At 70.2% G+C, this 13,009-nt stretch carries 16 protein-coding genes; 9 read left to right on the top strand and 7 right to left on the bottom strand.

All coding sequences use genetic code 11. From position 1 onward, the window contains the following. Positions 1–12 precede the first annotated feature (12 nt). Together ACFYTQ_RS32040 and ACFYTQ_RS32035 are read left to right on the top strand one after the other, a co-directional pair. Complete coding sequence (locus tag ACFYTQ_RS32040) at positions 13–576, top strand: PadR family transcriptional regulator (RefSeq protein WP_387369089.1); 564 nt, start codon at positions 13–15, stop codon at positions 574–576. Positions 577–600: 24 nt separating this feature from the next. Further along, on the top strand, positions 601–1,362 hold the full coding sequence (locus ACFYTQ_RS32035) for a siderophore-interacting protein (protein WP_387369087.1): 762 nt from the start codon (positions 601–603) through the stop codon (positions 1,360–1,362). Between the two features lie 10 nt (positions 1,363–1,372). Here ACFYTQ_RS32035 and ACFYTQ_RS32030 read toward each other — a convergent pair whose 3' ends face one another. Further along, positions 1,373–2,317 (bottom strand): NADP-dependent oxidoreductase, encoded by a 945-nt coding sequence (locus ACFYTQ_RS32030; protein ID WP_387369086.1) that lies wholly within the window; start codon positions 2,315–2,317, stop codon positions 1,373–1,375. Positions 2,318–2,394: 77 nt separating this feature from the next. Here ACFYTQ_RS32030 and ACFYTQ_RS32025 point away from each other — a divergent pair, with 77 nt between their 5' ends. From ACFYTQ_RS32025 to ACFYTQ_RS32015, 3 genes are read left to right on the top strand one after another with little or no spacing between them, the layout of a single operon-like run. Further along, complete coding sequence (locus ACFYTQ_RS32025) at positions 2,395–2,820, top strand: winged helix-turn-helix transcriptional regulator (protein WP_387369084.1); 426 nt, start codon at positions 2,395–2,397, stop codon at positions 2,818–2,820. Between the two features lie 15 nt (positions 2,821–2,835). Next, a complete protein-coding gene (locus ACFYTQ_RS32020; protein WP_387369082.1) occupies positions 2,836–3,504 on the top strand; it encodes a histone deacetylase in 669 nt (222 codons plus the stop codon). A 42-nt stretch (positions 3,505–3,546) separates the two neighbouring features. Then, entirely contained in the window at positions 3,547–4,431 is an 885-nt protein-coding gene (locus tag ACFYTQ_RS32015) for a helix-turn-helix transcriptional regulator (protein WP_387369080.1), read from the top strand. A 14-nt stretch (positions 4,432–4,445) separates the two neighbouring features. On the opposite strand, the gene ACFYTQ_RS32010 is transcribed toward ACFYTQ_RS32015, so the two are convergent. Continuing rightward, positions 4,446–5,057, bottom strand: coding sequence for a TetR family transcriptional regulator (locus tag ACFYTQ_RS32010; protein WP_387369078.1), 612 nt, complete (start codon positions 5,055–5,057; stop codon positions 4,446–4,448). Positions 5,058–5,209: 152 nt separating this feature from the next. On the opposite strand from ACFYTQ_RS32010, the gene ACFYTQ_RS32005 reads away from it, so the two are divergent. The 3 genes from ACFYTQ_RS32005 to ACFYTQ_RS31995 are packed head-to-tail and all read left to right on the top strand — an operon-like array spanning position 5,210 to position 7,812. Then, positions 5,210–6,319: a ferredoxin reductase gene (locus ACFYTQ_RS32005; protein ID WP_387369076.1), complete on the top strand. Its 1,110-nt coding sequence runs from the start codon at positions 5,210–5,212 to the stop codon at positions 6,317–6,319. Between the two features lie 14 nt (positions 6,320–6,333). Then, positions 6,334–7,491, top strand: a complete 1,158-nt coding sequence (locus ACFYTQ_RS32000) for a fatty acid desaturase family protein (protein WP_387369074.1) — start codon at positions 6,334–6,336, stop codon at positions 7,489–7,491. Next, the gene (locus tag ACFYTQ_RS31995; RefSeq protein ID WP_387369072.1) at positions 7,492–7,812 is read left to right on the top strand and encodes a hypothetical protein; all 321 of its coding nucleotides are present in this window, start codon (positions 7,492–7,494) and stop codon (positions 7,810–7,812) included. Positions 7,813–7,815: 3 nt separating this feature from the next. Here ACFYTQ_RS31995 and ACFYTQ_RS31990 read toward each other — a convergent pair whose 3' ends face one another. Continuing rightward, positions 7,816–8,352, bottom strand: coding sequence for a DUF4254 domain-containing protein (locus ACFYTQ_RS31990; protein ID WP_387369070.1), 537 nt, complete (start codon positions 8,350–8,352; stop codon positions 7,816–7,818). A 340-nt stretch (positions 8,353–8,692) separates the two neighbouring features. Here ACFYTQ_RS31990 and ACFYTQ_RS31985 point away from each other — a divergent pair, with 340 nt between their 5' ends. After that, entirely contained in the window at positions 8,693–9,013 is a 321-nt protein-coding gene (locus ACFYTQ_RS31985; RefSeq protein ID WP_387369068.1) for a hypothetical protein, read from the top strand. 4 nt (positions 9,014–9,017) lie between these two features. On the opposite strand, the gene ACFYTQ_RS31980 is transcribed toward ACFYTQ_RS31985, so the two are convergent. From ACFYTQ_RS31980 to ACFYTQ_RS31965, 4 genes are read right to left on the bottom strand one after another with little or no spacing between them, the layout of a single operon-like run. Beyond that, on the bottom strand, positions 9,018–9,635 hold the full coding sequence (locus ACFYTQ_RS31980) for an ATP/GTP-binding protein (protein ID WP_387369224.1): 618 nt from the start codon (positions 9,633–9,635) through the stop codon (positions 9,018–9,020). Further along, entirely contained in the window at positions 9,616–10,017 is a 402-nt protein-coding gene (locus ACFYTQ_RS31975; protein ID WP_387369066.1) for a DUF742 domain-containing protein, read from the bottom strand. The genes ACFYTQ_RS31980 and ACFYTQ_RS31975 overlap by 20 nt, the downstream gene beginning before the upstream one ends. Further along, complete coding sequence (locus ACFYTQ_RS31970) at positions 10,014–10,442, bottom strand: roadblock/LC7 domain-containing protein (RefSeq protein ID WP_387369064.1); 429 nt, start codon at positions 10,440–10,442, stop codon at positions 10,014–10,016. The genes ACFYTQ_RS31975 and ACFYTQ_RS31970 overlap by 4 nt, the downstream gene beginning before the upstream one ends. Beyond that, entirely contained in the window at positions 10,439–12,973 is a 2,535-nt protein-coding gene (locus ACFYTQ_RS31965) for a nitrate- and nitrite sensing domain-containing protein (RefSeq protein ID WP_387369062.1), read from the bottom strand. The genes ACFYTQ_RS31970 and ACFYTQ_RS31965 overlap by 4 nt, the downstream gene beginning before the upstream one ends. Between the last annotated feature and the right edge of the window lie 36 nt (positions 12,974–13,009).

Raw genomic sequence — 13,009 nt, 5'->3', positions numbered from 1 at the left:
TATCGTCAGACGGTGAATCCGCGACGTTTCGCCGATCTGGGCGGGGTGGGGCCGGGGAGCGGGCGCTTCTTCGGCGCCGGTGAGCTGCGGCTGGCGCTGCTGGCGCTGATCGCCGAGCGGCCCGGCCACGGATACGAGCTGATGTCCCGGCTCGAGCAGCGCTGCGGCGGGGCGTATCGGCCGAGCGCGGGCGCGGTGTATCCCACGCTGCAACAGCTCGAGGACGAGGGGCTGGTCACCCTCGAAATCACCGGCGGGCGAAAGGTTTTCCACATCGACCCCGCCGGGCACGACGAGGTCGACCGGCAGCGCGCGACGATCGAGCGGATCTGGGCGCGGGCCGACGAACGCGGCGAATGGGGGATGTTCCGCGATCCCGAGGCCGCCGAGATCATCGGTCCCGCACTGCGTTTGTTCAAGGCGGCGGTCTCGGCGGTGGCGCACGCGCACGGCGATCCGGTCGTCGTCGACCAGGTGCGCGACATCCTGCGGGACACCACCCGCGAACTCCAGCAACTGAAATCCGACGCGAAACGTCGGCATCACCGTCGGCGACGGGGCCGACACACCGATTGAATTCCGCGAATCGAAGGTATTCCCATGGCCCACACCGACAATCGACCCTCCCGGGGCCTCGGCGACCGGCTCCTGGACCGGTTCTTCAGCGCCGGCCGCGTCCTCGAGACCGAACGCATCGCCGCCCGCATGACCCGCGTCCGCATCGGCGGCCCCGACCTGCGCGACCTGGATTGGCTTCCGGGACAACAGGTTCGGATCGCCACCGGCGACCCCGGCGCCGACGGCGTCTTCGCCCGCCTCGGCGACCTGCGCACCTACTCGGTCTGGCATTTCGACCGCGAGAACGGCGAACTGCACGTGTGCGTCCTCGACCACGGCGACGGCCCCGGCGCGCGCTGGGGCCGCACCGCCACCGTCGGCGCCCCCGTCCGCTTCCGCGGCCCCGAGGGCGCCTTCACCCTCCGCCCCGACGCCCCCTACCACGTGTTCGCCGGAGAGGAAACCGCCTCGGTGGCCTTCGGTCCCATGCTCCGCGCCCTCCCCGACGAAGCCCCCGTCCACGGCGCCATCGAAACCGCCACCCCCGAAGACCGCCTCCCCCTCCCTCGATCCGAATCCCTCACCCGCCCCCTCCGCGGCACCACCTCGGCGGCCGACTCCACCACCCTCCTGAACGCCATCCGCACCCTCGACCTCCCCACCACCCCGGGCATCGCCTACCTGGCAGGCGAGGCCCGCACCATCCAGCGCATCACGAAACACCTTGTCCACGACCGAGGCTGGCCCCGCCGCGCGATCCTCACCAAGCCGTTCTGGACGCCGGGGCGACGGGGGATGGATTGACGGAGAGCCGTCACAGCGTGAGGACGAAGCGGCCGCGTACTCGGCCCTCGGCCAGGCGGCGGTGGGCGAGGGCCGCCTTGTCCAACGGGAACGTTCCCGCCACGCGCAGGGTCGGGACGTGGGTCGCGAGGGTGGTGAGGGTGGGGCCGTCGGCCTTGATCCAGATCTGGTGAACGGTGATGCCGCGCAAGGGGAGTGGGGGAGGGCCGCCGACGACCGTGGCGTAGGAGCCGTTCGTGCGGACGGCGGCGAGGGCGCGGATGCCGAGGCCCGCGGTGTCGAGGGCGGCGTCGGCTCCGGCGGGGATCGGGCGGCGGACTTCCGTTGGCAGGTCGGGTTTTTCGCGGTCGAGGAACCAGTGGGCGCCGATGTCGCGGAGGAAGGGTTCGTCGGCGGCATTCGCTTGCGCTACCACGCGCAGGCCCCGGCGGGTCGCGAGTTCGACCGCGAAGGCGCCCACGGCCCCGGCCGCGCCGGTGATCAGCAGGCTGCCGCCCGCGGGGAGGGCGAGGCGGTCCAGGGCCTGGGCGGCGGTGAGACCGTTGAGCGGAAGGGTCGCCGCGGCGGACGCGGGGACATCGACGGGGGCGGGGGCGACGGCGGATTCGTCGAGGACGAGGTATTCGGCGTAGGCGCCGACGGAGACGTCGAGCAGGTCGCGCAGTCCGATCACGGACTGGCCCACGGTGAACGAGGTCGCGCCGGGACCGAGGGCGTCGACCGTGCCCGCGACGTCCCAGCCGATTCCGGTGATCGGGCGCGCCGCCATCAGACCCCCGTCGACCAGTGCGCCGGAACGGGTCGCCAGGTCGACCGGATTCACGGCCGCCGCCTCGACCCTGATCCGTACCTGCCCCGCACCCGGCTCGGGGACGGGCAACTCCACCAGTTCCAGCACGTCCGGGCCGCCGTAACCGCGGGCCACGACCGCCCGCATGCTCTGCTCTGCGCTCATACCGCACAACGTATGGGCTGTTACTCTCTATCGGGAAGTAGGCACTCGAGAGTGCCCATCGCACCGCGAGGAGAGTCATGACCACGCGCACCGCGGCCGACCGTCGCGCCGACGAAGTGGCGGCCTACGACGCGTACCTGGCCGAATGCCCGGCGCGCCAGCTGCTCGACCGGATCGCCGACAAGTGGGTGAGCCTGGTCGTCACCGCCCTCGCCGACGGCCCGCGCCGCTACACCGACCTGCGCCGACGGCTGGCCAGCGTGAGCCAGAAGATGCTCACCCAGACCCTGCGCAATCTGGAACGCGACGGCCTGGTGTCCCGCACGGTCACTCCCACGGTTCCGGTACGGGTCGACTACGAGTTGACCCCGCTGGGCCGTTCGCTGCTCCCGGTGATGTCCGCGATCAAGGGCTGGGCCGAACAGCACATGGACGAGGTGCTCGCCGCGCGTGACGCGTATGACGGTGTGGAACTCGCCCCGAGCGGGCACACCACAGGCTGAGCGGAAGGAGCGATCGTGACCGTTACCGCCCCGTCGGCCTCCCACATCTGGTACGCCGCCTACGGCTCCAACCTGCACGCCGGTCGCCTGGCGTACTACATCCAGGGCGGCACCCCGCCGTGGACCGCCCACACCTACCCCGGTTTCCGCGACCCCACCCCGCCCTTGCAGACCCAGCCCCTCACCCTCCCGGGCACGATCTACTTCGCCTGGCAGAGCAGGATCTGGGGCGGCGGCGTCGCCTTCTACGCCGACGAACCGCACGAGGGCTGGCCGGTGGGCGCGGCGGCCCGCGGCTACCTGCTCACCCGGGCCCAGTTCGCCGACCTGCTCCACCAGGAGATGTACCGCGTACCGGGCGAGGCCCCCGAACCGGATATCGACGAGGTATTGGCAACGGGCCGTTTGCAATTGGGCCCCGGCCGCTACGAAACCGTACTGCATGTAGGCGATTCCCAGGGCTACCCGATCGTCACCTTCACCGCTCCCTGGGACCACGCCACCGCCGACCTCACCCGCCCCTCCCGCTCCTACCTGGGCATGATCGCCGCGGGCCTGCGCGAATCCCACGGTTGGGACCACGACCGGGTCGTCGACTACCTCGCGCGACTGCCCGGTGTCCGGGGCATGTGCACCGCGGCCGACCTGGACGCGCTCGCCGAGCTGCCGTGGGAATTGCCCTGAGCGCGCGGACTATTCGCGCCGCCCGGCGGGTTGACTCCGATCATGACCGCCGCCTCGATATCCGCCCGCCGCGCCCTGCTGCGTGACTTCCTGCGCACGAGACGGGCGCGGCTCTCCCCGGGTGAGGTCGGTCTGCCGACATCGGGGCGGCGGCGCACGCCCGGCCTGCGGCGGGAGGAGGTCGCGGTGCTCGCCGGGGTCGGGGTGACCTGGTACACCTGGCTCGAACAGGGCCGCGACATCAATGTCAGCGTGCAGGTGCTCGATGCGATCGCGCGCACGCTGGCGTTGGATCCGGTCGAGCGGGCGCATCTGTATCGGCTCGCGGATGTGCCGACCGTGCCGAGCTGGCACGCCGAGGATGTGATCCCCGAGGAGTTGCAGGAGATCCTGGATCAGCTCGATCCGCTGCCCGCCGCGCTGCTGTCCGCGCGCTACGACGTGCTCGCGCACAACGCGGCCTACGAGGCGCTGACGCCGGGGTTCACCCGGGGCGATCGCAATGTGCTGCGCCGGGTCTTCCTGACGCCCGACTGCTGCAACCCGTATCCCGGTCGGCCGGACCACCTTTCGCGCATGGTCGGCTTCCTGCGCAGCGCCTACGTCAAGAATCTGCACGATCCGCAGTGGACGGCGTTCGTCGAGGACCTCTGCGAGCGCAGCCCGCTGTTCGCCACGCTGTGGGCGCGCAACGACGTCGCCTCACCCCTGGGCCGGTTCCGGATGATCCGCAATCTGGCGGGCGGCGACATCGACGTCGTGCTCACCAGCATGTCCCTGCCCACCATCGCGGGCTCCTGGGTGCAGATCTACACCCCGGCCGACGACGCCGCCCGCGCGAAACTCGACGCCCTGCTCGCCATGACCCCCGAGGACCGCGAACGGCCCTGGCTCGAACACGCGCGAGAGTGCCACGTGGCCTCCTGAATTCGTGCCGGCGCTCAGGCCGAGCGCCAGGACGCCATGCCCAGGGCGATGAGGCGGACCTGGCGGACCGTGCGCTCGATGAGGCCGGGGCGGTCCGCGCGGGGGGCGGAGACGTAGTCGGCGATGTGGTTGGCGACCGTCGAGACGATGAGGTCGGCGGCCAGCTCCAGATCGTCCGGTGACCAGCTGTCCAAAGCGGGGACGCGGGACAGGTCGACCACGAGTTCCCTTGTGATGAGCTGCATTTCGACCGCGATGGCCCCGCGCAGGGCGGCCGAGCCGCCGTGCCGCTCGCGGATCAGGAAGCCGTAGAGGTCCTCGCGCCCGGTCACCTGGGCGAACACGAAACGCACGGTCTCGGCCAGGCGGGCGTCGGGGGTGCGGCGCATCTCCCGCAGCGCCAGCCGCAGTTGGCGCACGCCCTCGTCGACCAGGCTGGCGCCCAATTCGTCGAGCGAGGCGAAGTGCCGGTAGAAGGCGGTGGGCACGATCCCGGCCGACCGCGCGATCTCGCGGAGGCTGAGGGCGGCGAAGCCACGATCGGCGGCGAGCGCGAGGGTCCCGTCCAGCAGTGCCCGGCGGGTGCGCTCCTTGCGCTCGATTCGAGTCTCCACCTGCTCGCTCATCTCGATGAGCATACATCCGTTCACGATTGGTTCCTTCACTCGGCTGTTATGGCGGTCACATCCGCTGCAGGTTGAATAACTGAGGTACGAGCGGGCACACTAACTGAGTGTACAGATGTACACCGGAATGACAGCAGTCTTGGGAGACGGTAATGGTGGGACTCATCGACCTGGTGCAGACGCTGACCTCGCCGCACCCGATCGATCGCTATCTCGAGCTGGTGCGGCCCACGCTCACCCTGCGCGACCTGCGCGCGGAGGTCATCGACGTGCGCCGCGCCACACCGGGATCGGTCACGCTGACCCTGCGGCCGAACCGGCAGTGGAGCGGTCATCGGGCCGGGCAGTACGTGCAGATCGGCGTGCTGATCGACGGCGTCAAACACACGCGCTGCTATTCGCCCGTGGACCCGCAGGGCCACCGCGACCGGCTGGTGCGGCTGACCGTCAAGGCGCACGAGCAGGGCCTGGTCTCGCGCTACCTGCACCGGAACGCCAAGCCGGGCATGGTCGTCGACCTCGCCCCGGCCGCGGGCTCCTTCGCGCTGCCCGACCCGCGCCCGGACAAGATCCTGCTGATCAGCGGCGGCAGCGGCATCACCCCGGTGCTGTCGATGCTGCGCACCCTGGCCGCGGAGAACCACGCGGGCAAGGTGGTGTTCCTGCACTACGCGAAGTCGCCCGAGGAGGTGCCGCACCGGGGTGAGCTGGACGCGATCGCCCAGCGCCACCCCAATTTCCGCATCGCGCTGAGCTATCCGTCGCTGGGGCTGGCCGAACAGCTCGACGGCGCGCCGTGGAGCTGCGCCGAACCGCTGGTGAGCGGCTACTTCGACTACGACCAGCTGGAGCGCGTCGCACCCTGGTTCGCGGACGCGCAGACCTTCCTGTGCGGGCCGCCCGCGCTGATGACCGCGGTGCGCACGGTGTTCGAGGCGGAGAACCTGACCGACCGCCTGCACACCGAGGAGTTCGTCGTCACCACCACGCCGATCGACCCCGACGAGGTCGAGGGCACGACGACGTTCTCCGCCAGCGGGGTGCGCTCGGACAACGCGGGCGCGAGCCTGCTCGAGCAGGCCGAGAACGCCGGTCTCACACCGGAATACGGCTGCCGCATGGGGATCTGCTTCTCCTGCACCGCGGTCAAGCGCTCGGGCTGCACCCGCGATCTGCGCAACGGCGAACTGCACAACGATCCCGACCAGCCGATCCAGCTGTGCATCAGCGCCGCGGTCGGCGACGTGGACATCGAAATCTGAGAGGGGAACCCGATATGACCATCCTCACCGAAACCAAGGACGGCCCGCTCGTGCTCAGCCCGCAGGAGGTCGAGGAGATCGGCCGCCAGCTGGACGCGCTGCGCGAGCGCATCACCGCCGAGCTCGGCGAGCGCGACCGCGAGTACATCTACTCCATCATCAAGGCCCAGCGCGGCTTCGAGATCGCCGGGCGCGGCCTGATGTACCTGGGCTTCCTGCCCCCGTTCTGGCTGGCCGGCGTCGGCGCGCTGAGCATCTCCAAGATCCTGGACAACATGGAGATCGGCCACAACGTCATGCACGGCCAGTGGGACTGGATGCGGGAGCCGGGCCTGAATTCCCGGGTGTTCGAATGGGATACGGTCTGCCCGGCCGACCAGTGGAAGCACTCGCACAACTACATGCACCACACCTACACCAACATCCACGGCCGCGACCGTGACATCGGCTACGGCGTGCTGCGCATCGACGAGGGCCAGAAGTGGAATCCGTACTACCTGGGCAACCCGGTGTACGCGTTCCTGCTCATGATGCTGTTCGAGTGGGGCGTGATGGCCCACGACCTGGAGATCGAGAACATCCTCCAGGGCAAGCGCAAGTGGTCCGACATCAAGCGGCTGGTCAAGGGTCAGTGGCGCAAGGCCGGTAAGCAGGTGCTCAAGGACTACATCGTGTTCCCGCTGCTGAGCGGGCCGCTGTTCTTCTCCACCCTGGCCGGGAACGCCACCGCCAACATCGTTCGCAACATCTGGGCGTACTCGATCATCTTCTGCGGCCACTTCCCCGCCGGCGTACAGACGTTCACCGAGGAGGAGACCGCGAACGAGACCCGCGGCGAGTGGTACGTGCGGCAGATGCTGGGCTCGGCGAACATCACCGGCTCCAAGCTGTTCCACATCCTGTCGGGCAATCTGTCGCACCAGATCGAGCACCACCTGTTCCCGGATCTGCCCGCCAACCGCTATCCCGAGATCGCGCCCGAGGTTCGCGCGCTGTGCGAGAAGTACGGGCTGCCCTACAACACCGGTCCGCTGAGCAAGCAGGTCGGCGAGGTCTGGGCCAAGATCTTCCGGCTCGCCCTGCCGCCCGCGCTCGTCGGGGAAACGCCCCGGCCAGGTGTTATCGTGATGCGGCAGCCGCAGGATGCGCAGCCGAGCGAAGTGGGCGGGTAGATGGTCGGAAAATTCGAGAGCAACAAGGATCTGATCCAGGAGTTGACCTCGTCGGGTGCCAAGCATGTCGGCAATATCGCCAACATCATCACCGGCACCGTGTCGGAGGTGACCCGCGAGATCGGCGAATGGATCACCGACGCCATCGAGATGCGTGAGGCCGCCGCCGCGGCCCGCCGCGACGAGGAGGCGGCCGCGCGGGTCGACGCCGGCCGCCCCGAGCCGGACGTGCTGTTCGACGAGACGCCGCGGCCGCCGGAAACCGATGCGGTGCAACCGTATATCGACGCCGACGTGGAGATCGTCGACGATCAGCGCTGACGCTCAGAACACCGGCAGCCGTCGCCGGTGTTCGAGCACATCGGTGATGAGATCCTTGTAGCCGTCGGCGAGTTCGGCCAGGCGCATCCACTGCAACCTGGCCGCGCCGTCGACACCGCGCCCGGGAGCGGCGGGCCGCGGCGGTGTGTGCAGGCCCAGCGCGTCCTGGGCCGCCACCCATTTCTCGGCCATGCGATCGATGACCGCGCCCAGGGTCTCGGTGTGCAGCGAGGCCCCCTCGCGATGAGAGATGTTGTCCGCCACCCAGTTATCGATGCGGGCGATCAGCGCCAGCCGCTCGCGATCGATGTCCTCGAGCAGTTGCACACACGCCGCGACCCGCGCGGGGGAGGCGTTCGGGGCGTGCGCGGCCCGTTGCGCCAGGTCGCGGCGCTCATGACACCGCGCCAGCCGATGCGCCGATTCGAGCACGCCGTGGTCGCGGCGCCCGGGCTCGGGCGGTACGCGGAACGAACGCAGGACCAGCGTCACCGACGGCAGGTCACCGGATCGGACACGGCCGAAATATTCGGTCGTCATGGCGCCCCGCCTCGTTCGTTCTCGATGTGGATACGCCAGGGCCGAGGGGGATCACGGGGAGGGGCTCCCCTCGGCGCCGGCGCAGACCCGCCCGCCTCGGACACGACGGTCCGCACAAGCGCCCACGGCACAGAGGAAACCGGGAATTCCGCGACGATGCGAGAAGAGAGTGCCCGAGGAAAGCAGGACATACTCAGGAAAGCGCGTCACCCCCGAGCCACGCAACCGCTTACGCCGGAACTGGGCGAAGCTGCCGGAGAATCGTTATACACCATTACAAGCCGGTCACGCGCCCGGCCGTCCCGAGAGCGCGCCGCCGCCGTCGGCTAACCTGTGGCACGTGGCCGCCTACGTCTCGTCGCCGGAGCTGACCTTCGGTTTCCTGTTCGCCCTGGAGGATCCCGAGCGGATCGCCGAGGTGGTGCGCAATCTCATGGAACGCCGGGCGGTTTCGGTCTTCCGCCTCGCCCACATGTCCGGCACCGACGGGCCGCCGGAACGTTATGTGGTCAACTGGGCGGCCATCCCGCAGATCTCGGTCACCACCACCGCACCGGATCAGGATCAGTTGCGCGCCAACCGGATCATGCTGGTGAACGCGTTTCTCGACGAGGAGGGTTCGGTGAGCCTGTACTCCGCGCAGGGCACCGTGCCGGAGTAGCCGCTCAGCTGGCGACCAGACGTCCGGGTCCGGTCAGCCGATGCAGCAGGACCTGTTCGAGCAGGGCCACCAGGACCTGTTTCACCGATTGCCGGTCGCGCGCATCGCATTCCAGCAGGGTGATGTTCTCGTCGAGGTCGAGCGCCTCGCGGACCTCGGTCAGATCGAAGGCGGGCTCGCCCGCGAAACGGTTGACTGCGGCCACGAACGGGGTGTTGCGCTGTTCGAAGTAGTCCAGCACCGGATAGCAGTCCTCGATGCGGGAGGTGTCGATCATGACCACCCCGCCGAGGGCGCCGTCGAGCAGGTCGTCCCAGAGGAATTCGAAGCGCTCCTGGCCGGGCGTGCCGAACAGGTAGAGCACGAGCGTGCGGTCGAGGGTGATGCGGCCGAAGTCCAGGGCCACCGTGGTGGTGGTCTTGTCCGCGCGCCGGCCCGGATCGTCGACGCCGACCGAGACCTCGGTCATGGCGGCCTCGGTGGCCAGCGGCTCGATCTCGGAGATCGCGCCGATGAACGTCGTCTTGCCGACGCCGAACCCGCCGCTGATCACGACCTTGACCGAGGATGCCGTCGGCTGCGGCGGCGGGGTGTCCTGATGCTCAGAGTGCCCGTACAAGATCCCTGATCCTCTCGATGGCGGCGGTGGACAGTTCTTCGGCCGCGCGCACCGAGACGTGCCCGGCGGTGACCAGATCGCTCACGACGACCCGCGCGACCCCGATCGGAACACGCAGTGCCGCGGCGATTTCCGCGATGGAGTGCGGTTGCTGGCACAGCCGCACGGCGGCGTGCTGTTCGAAGCGCAGCGGCGCCGACAGCGCGGCCGGGGTGGCCTGCACCAGGGTCTCGATCCGCAACCCGTCGATCAGCGGGGTGGTGCGGCCGCCGGTCATGAGGAACGGGCGCACCACCGGTTCCTGGGCCGCCGTGACCTCGCCCGAGACAGCCGCCGGAATCGCATAGGGATCCGACCAGGAGGCGGGGCGCTGGCGATCGTTCATCTGCGCAACGACTCTCGCAGCTCGGTGATCAGCGCGGGGGTGAGCAGCGCGCCCGCCCGGTCGGACAGCACCGCCATCTGATAGCCGACGAGGCCGATGTCGGCGTCGCTGTCGGCGATCACGCCGATGCAGCTGCCGTCGGCGATGGCCGAGACCAGCAGGAAGCCGCGCCGCATCTCGATCATGATCAACTTCAGGCCGTCGAAATCGTAACTGCGCGAAGCGCTTCGGGACAGGCTGACCAGCCCCGACACCATGGCGGCGAGCCGGTCGGCGCCCGCCCGGTCCAGCCCCTCGGACATGGCCATCAGCAGGCCGTCCGACGAGACCGCCACGGCGTCGCGCACCCCGTCGGTGCCGCGCACGAAATCGGCCAGCAGCCAGTTGAAGGTGTGCGGACCGCTCTCGGGCAGATGGGTGGTCACCTGGTCTCCTCCTGTGTGATCGATGCCGAGAAGTGTTGCCGCTCGGCCTGTTCGCCGCGCTGGTGACCGGCTCGGAACGATGCGAGCATGCCGCGGACCTCCTCGGGTGAGCGTTCGGCGGCCGGTGCCGCCGGATGCGTGGGGGCGGGTGCGGTGTGGGCCCCCGTGTCGCGAGTCTTGCGGGTCCGTTTGACCAAACCGTTTCGGGTGCGTTCAGGTTCGGCTACGGCCGCCCGCCGCGGCGCCGGTTCGACGTCGACGGCCCGTTGCCGTTGCGCCACCGCGGCATTGAGCGAATCCTTCATCGGTCCCGCGGGCAGGGTGGGGAACGGGTCCGCCGGGACGCCGGGGTACTCGCGCGGGGGAGCGTGGTGCCGCCCGGTGGTCTCGCGCACGGTCGGGGTGGTGGGCTCGAAATCGGACTCGTCGACGGCGGGGGCGACGGGCGTGGCGGGCGCCGCGGGTGCCGCGGGGGCCTCTGGGGCCAGCAGCGCGGCGGTACCGGCCGCGGTCGGGCGCAGCATGGCGGTGGCGGTCGGATCGATGTCCGGTTCGAGTGCGGCCGAGGGCAATTGGGCCTGCCGCCGCGTTTCCAATCGCGGCGTCGGGTCGGCGATGAGGTCGCCCGGCAGCTGCATGCGCGCGACCACACCGCTCACCGGCGACACCGTCAGTTCGATCTCGATGCCGAGCCGCTTGGCCAGCCGCCCGACCACGTAGTGGCCCAGGAAGCGGGTCGGGGCGACCAGGAAGTCGGCGTCGCCGCGCAGCCTGGCGTTGGCCTCGGCCAGCTGCTCGGGCGGCATGCCGACGCCGTGGTCGACCACGGCGAGCATGTAGTTCACCCCGGTGCGGCGGCCGTAGATCTCGACCTCGAGATCCGGTGGGGAGAAGGCCAATCCGTTCTCGATGAGCTCGGCCAGCAGATGCGACAGCTCGCTGACCACCGCGCCGGTGATCGGCACGTCGTCGACGCGGCGCAACACCACCCGGCGGTAGTCGTCGACCTCGGCGAGCGCGGCGCGCAGCACATCGGTCAGCGGGATCGGCTCCGACCAGCGCCGCGGGCTGGCCTCGCCGACGAGCACCAGCAGACTCTCGGCGTTGCGGCGCATGCGGGTGGCGAGGTGGTCGAGTTCGAACATGTTCGACAGCGCGTCGGGATCGAGTTCCTCGCGCTCGAACTCGCTGATCAGGCTGAGCTGACGGCGGACCAGATTCTGATTGCGCCGCCCCAGATTCGCCAGCGATTCGGTCGTGTTGCGCCGCAGCAGCGCCTGTTCGGCGGCCAGTTCGTGGGCCGCGCGCTGGACGCGGTCGAAAGCCTGTGCCACCGAGGCGATTTCGGCGCTCGCGCCGCGCGGGGTGCGGACCGGTTCGGGCGCCTCGGGGGCGGTGTCGGCGGCGGCGTGCCAGGCGGCGATCACATTCGGCAGGCGGCGCGAGGCCACGTCGTCGGCCTCGGCGGCCAGCGCCGCGAGCGGTCGCACGATCGTGCGCATGCTCGCCACCACGAGCGCCACCAGCACCAGCACGGCCAGCAGGGCGAAACCGAGATAGATCGCGAGCGTGGTGGCGGCCTCCGACCGCAGCGTGTCGGCCCGTGCCTCGATATCGGCGCCGACGCCGCGCTGCACCTCGCGCTGCGCGTCGATCACCGTGGACATCTGCGCCCACCACTGCGTCGCGTCGACCGGGCGGGCGAGCGGTCCGCGCTCGGAGGCGAGGGCGACGGCCTCCGCGTCCGCGGCCCGGGTCGCCTCGTCCGAACGCAGCGTGGTCTCGAACGCGGCGCGCTGGGCGGGGGTGGCGTCGCGCTGGAAGTCCGCCTGCGCGGCCTGTTTCGCGGCCAGGATCCGCAGCAGTTGCAGGTACTCGCCGGCGCCGAAGCTCTGGGCGGCGAACACGCCGTTGAGGAAGCCGCGCTCCTGGGCGGTGAACTCCTTGGTGTCGCCGAGCGCGTGCAGCGCCTCGAGCCCCCGCCACACCTGATCGTCCTGGGCGTGGACCAGGCCCGGCCGCGCCTGGTTCAGCGCCTCGATCGCGGCGCTGTAGAACTGGAACGCCGTCGCCCGATCGATCCGGCGGGCGTTGACATCGGAGCGCGTGCTGCTCAGCGAGCCCAGCCGGTCCAGCGCGGAGCGGATCGTCCCGGCGTCGGAACCGTTGCCGGACAAGGCATCCTGCAACGAGATCAGTGCCCGATCGGTGGCCGAGCGCTGCCGGTCCAGGGTCGGGCGCAGCGCCCCGTCGCCGCCGAGCAGCCCGTTGGTGAGGCCGCGCTCGCGCTGGATCTCGTGCACCGCGTCCTGCACCGACAGCGCCAGCGTCACCGCGCGCGTGGTGTCGCCGGTGGCGCGGTACCCGCCCACCTCGTCGACGATCACCACGCCGAGCAGCACCAGCACCAGCGCGACCGACACCAGGAGGACCCGGGTCAACTGGCCGCGAATGGTGCGGGGACGCACCAGACGGGCCGCGGTGAATCGGTCGCCGCCGCGCGACGACTGGCGCGCTCCCCGGAATTGCACGTTTTCTCCCTCATTCGGATTCCCCCGGTGGCCGCG

The sequence above is a fragment of the Nocardia sp. NPDC004068 genome (assembly GCF_042874315.1).
GTDB lineage: Bacteria > Actinomycetota > Actinomycetes > Mycobacteriales > Mycobacteriaceae > Nocardia.
This window is presented reverse-complemented; position numbering and strand designations above follow the sequence as displayed.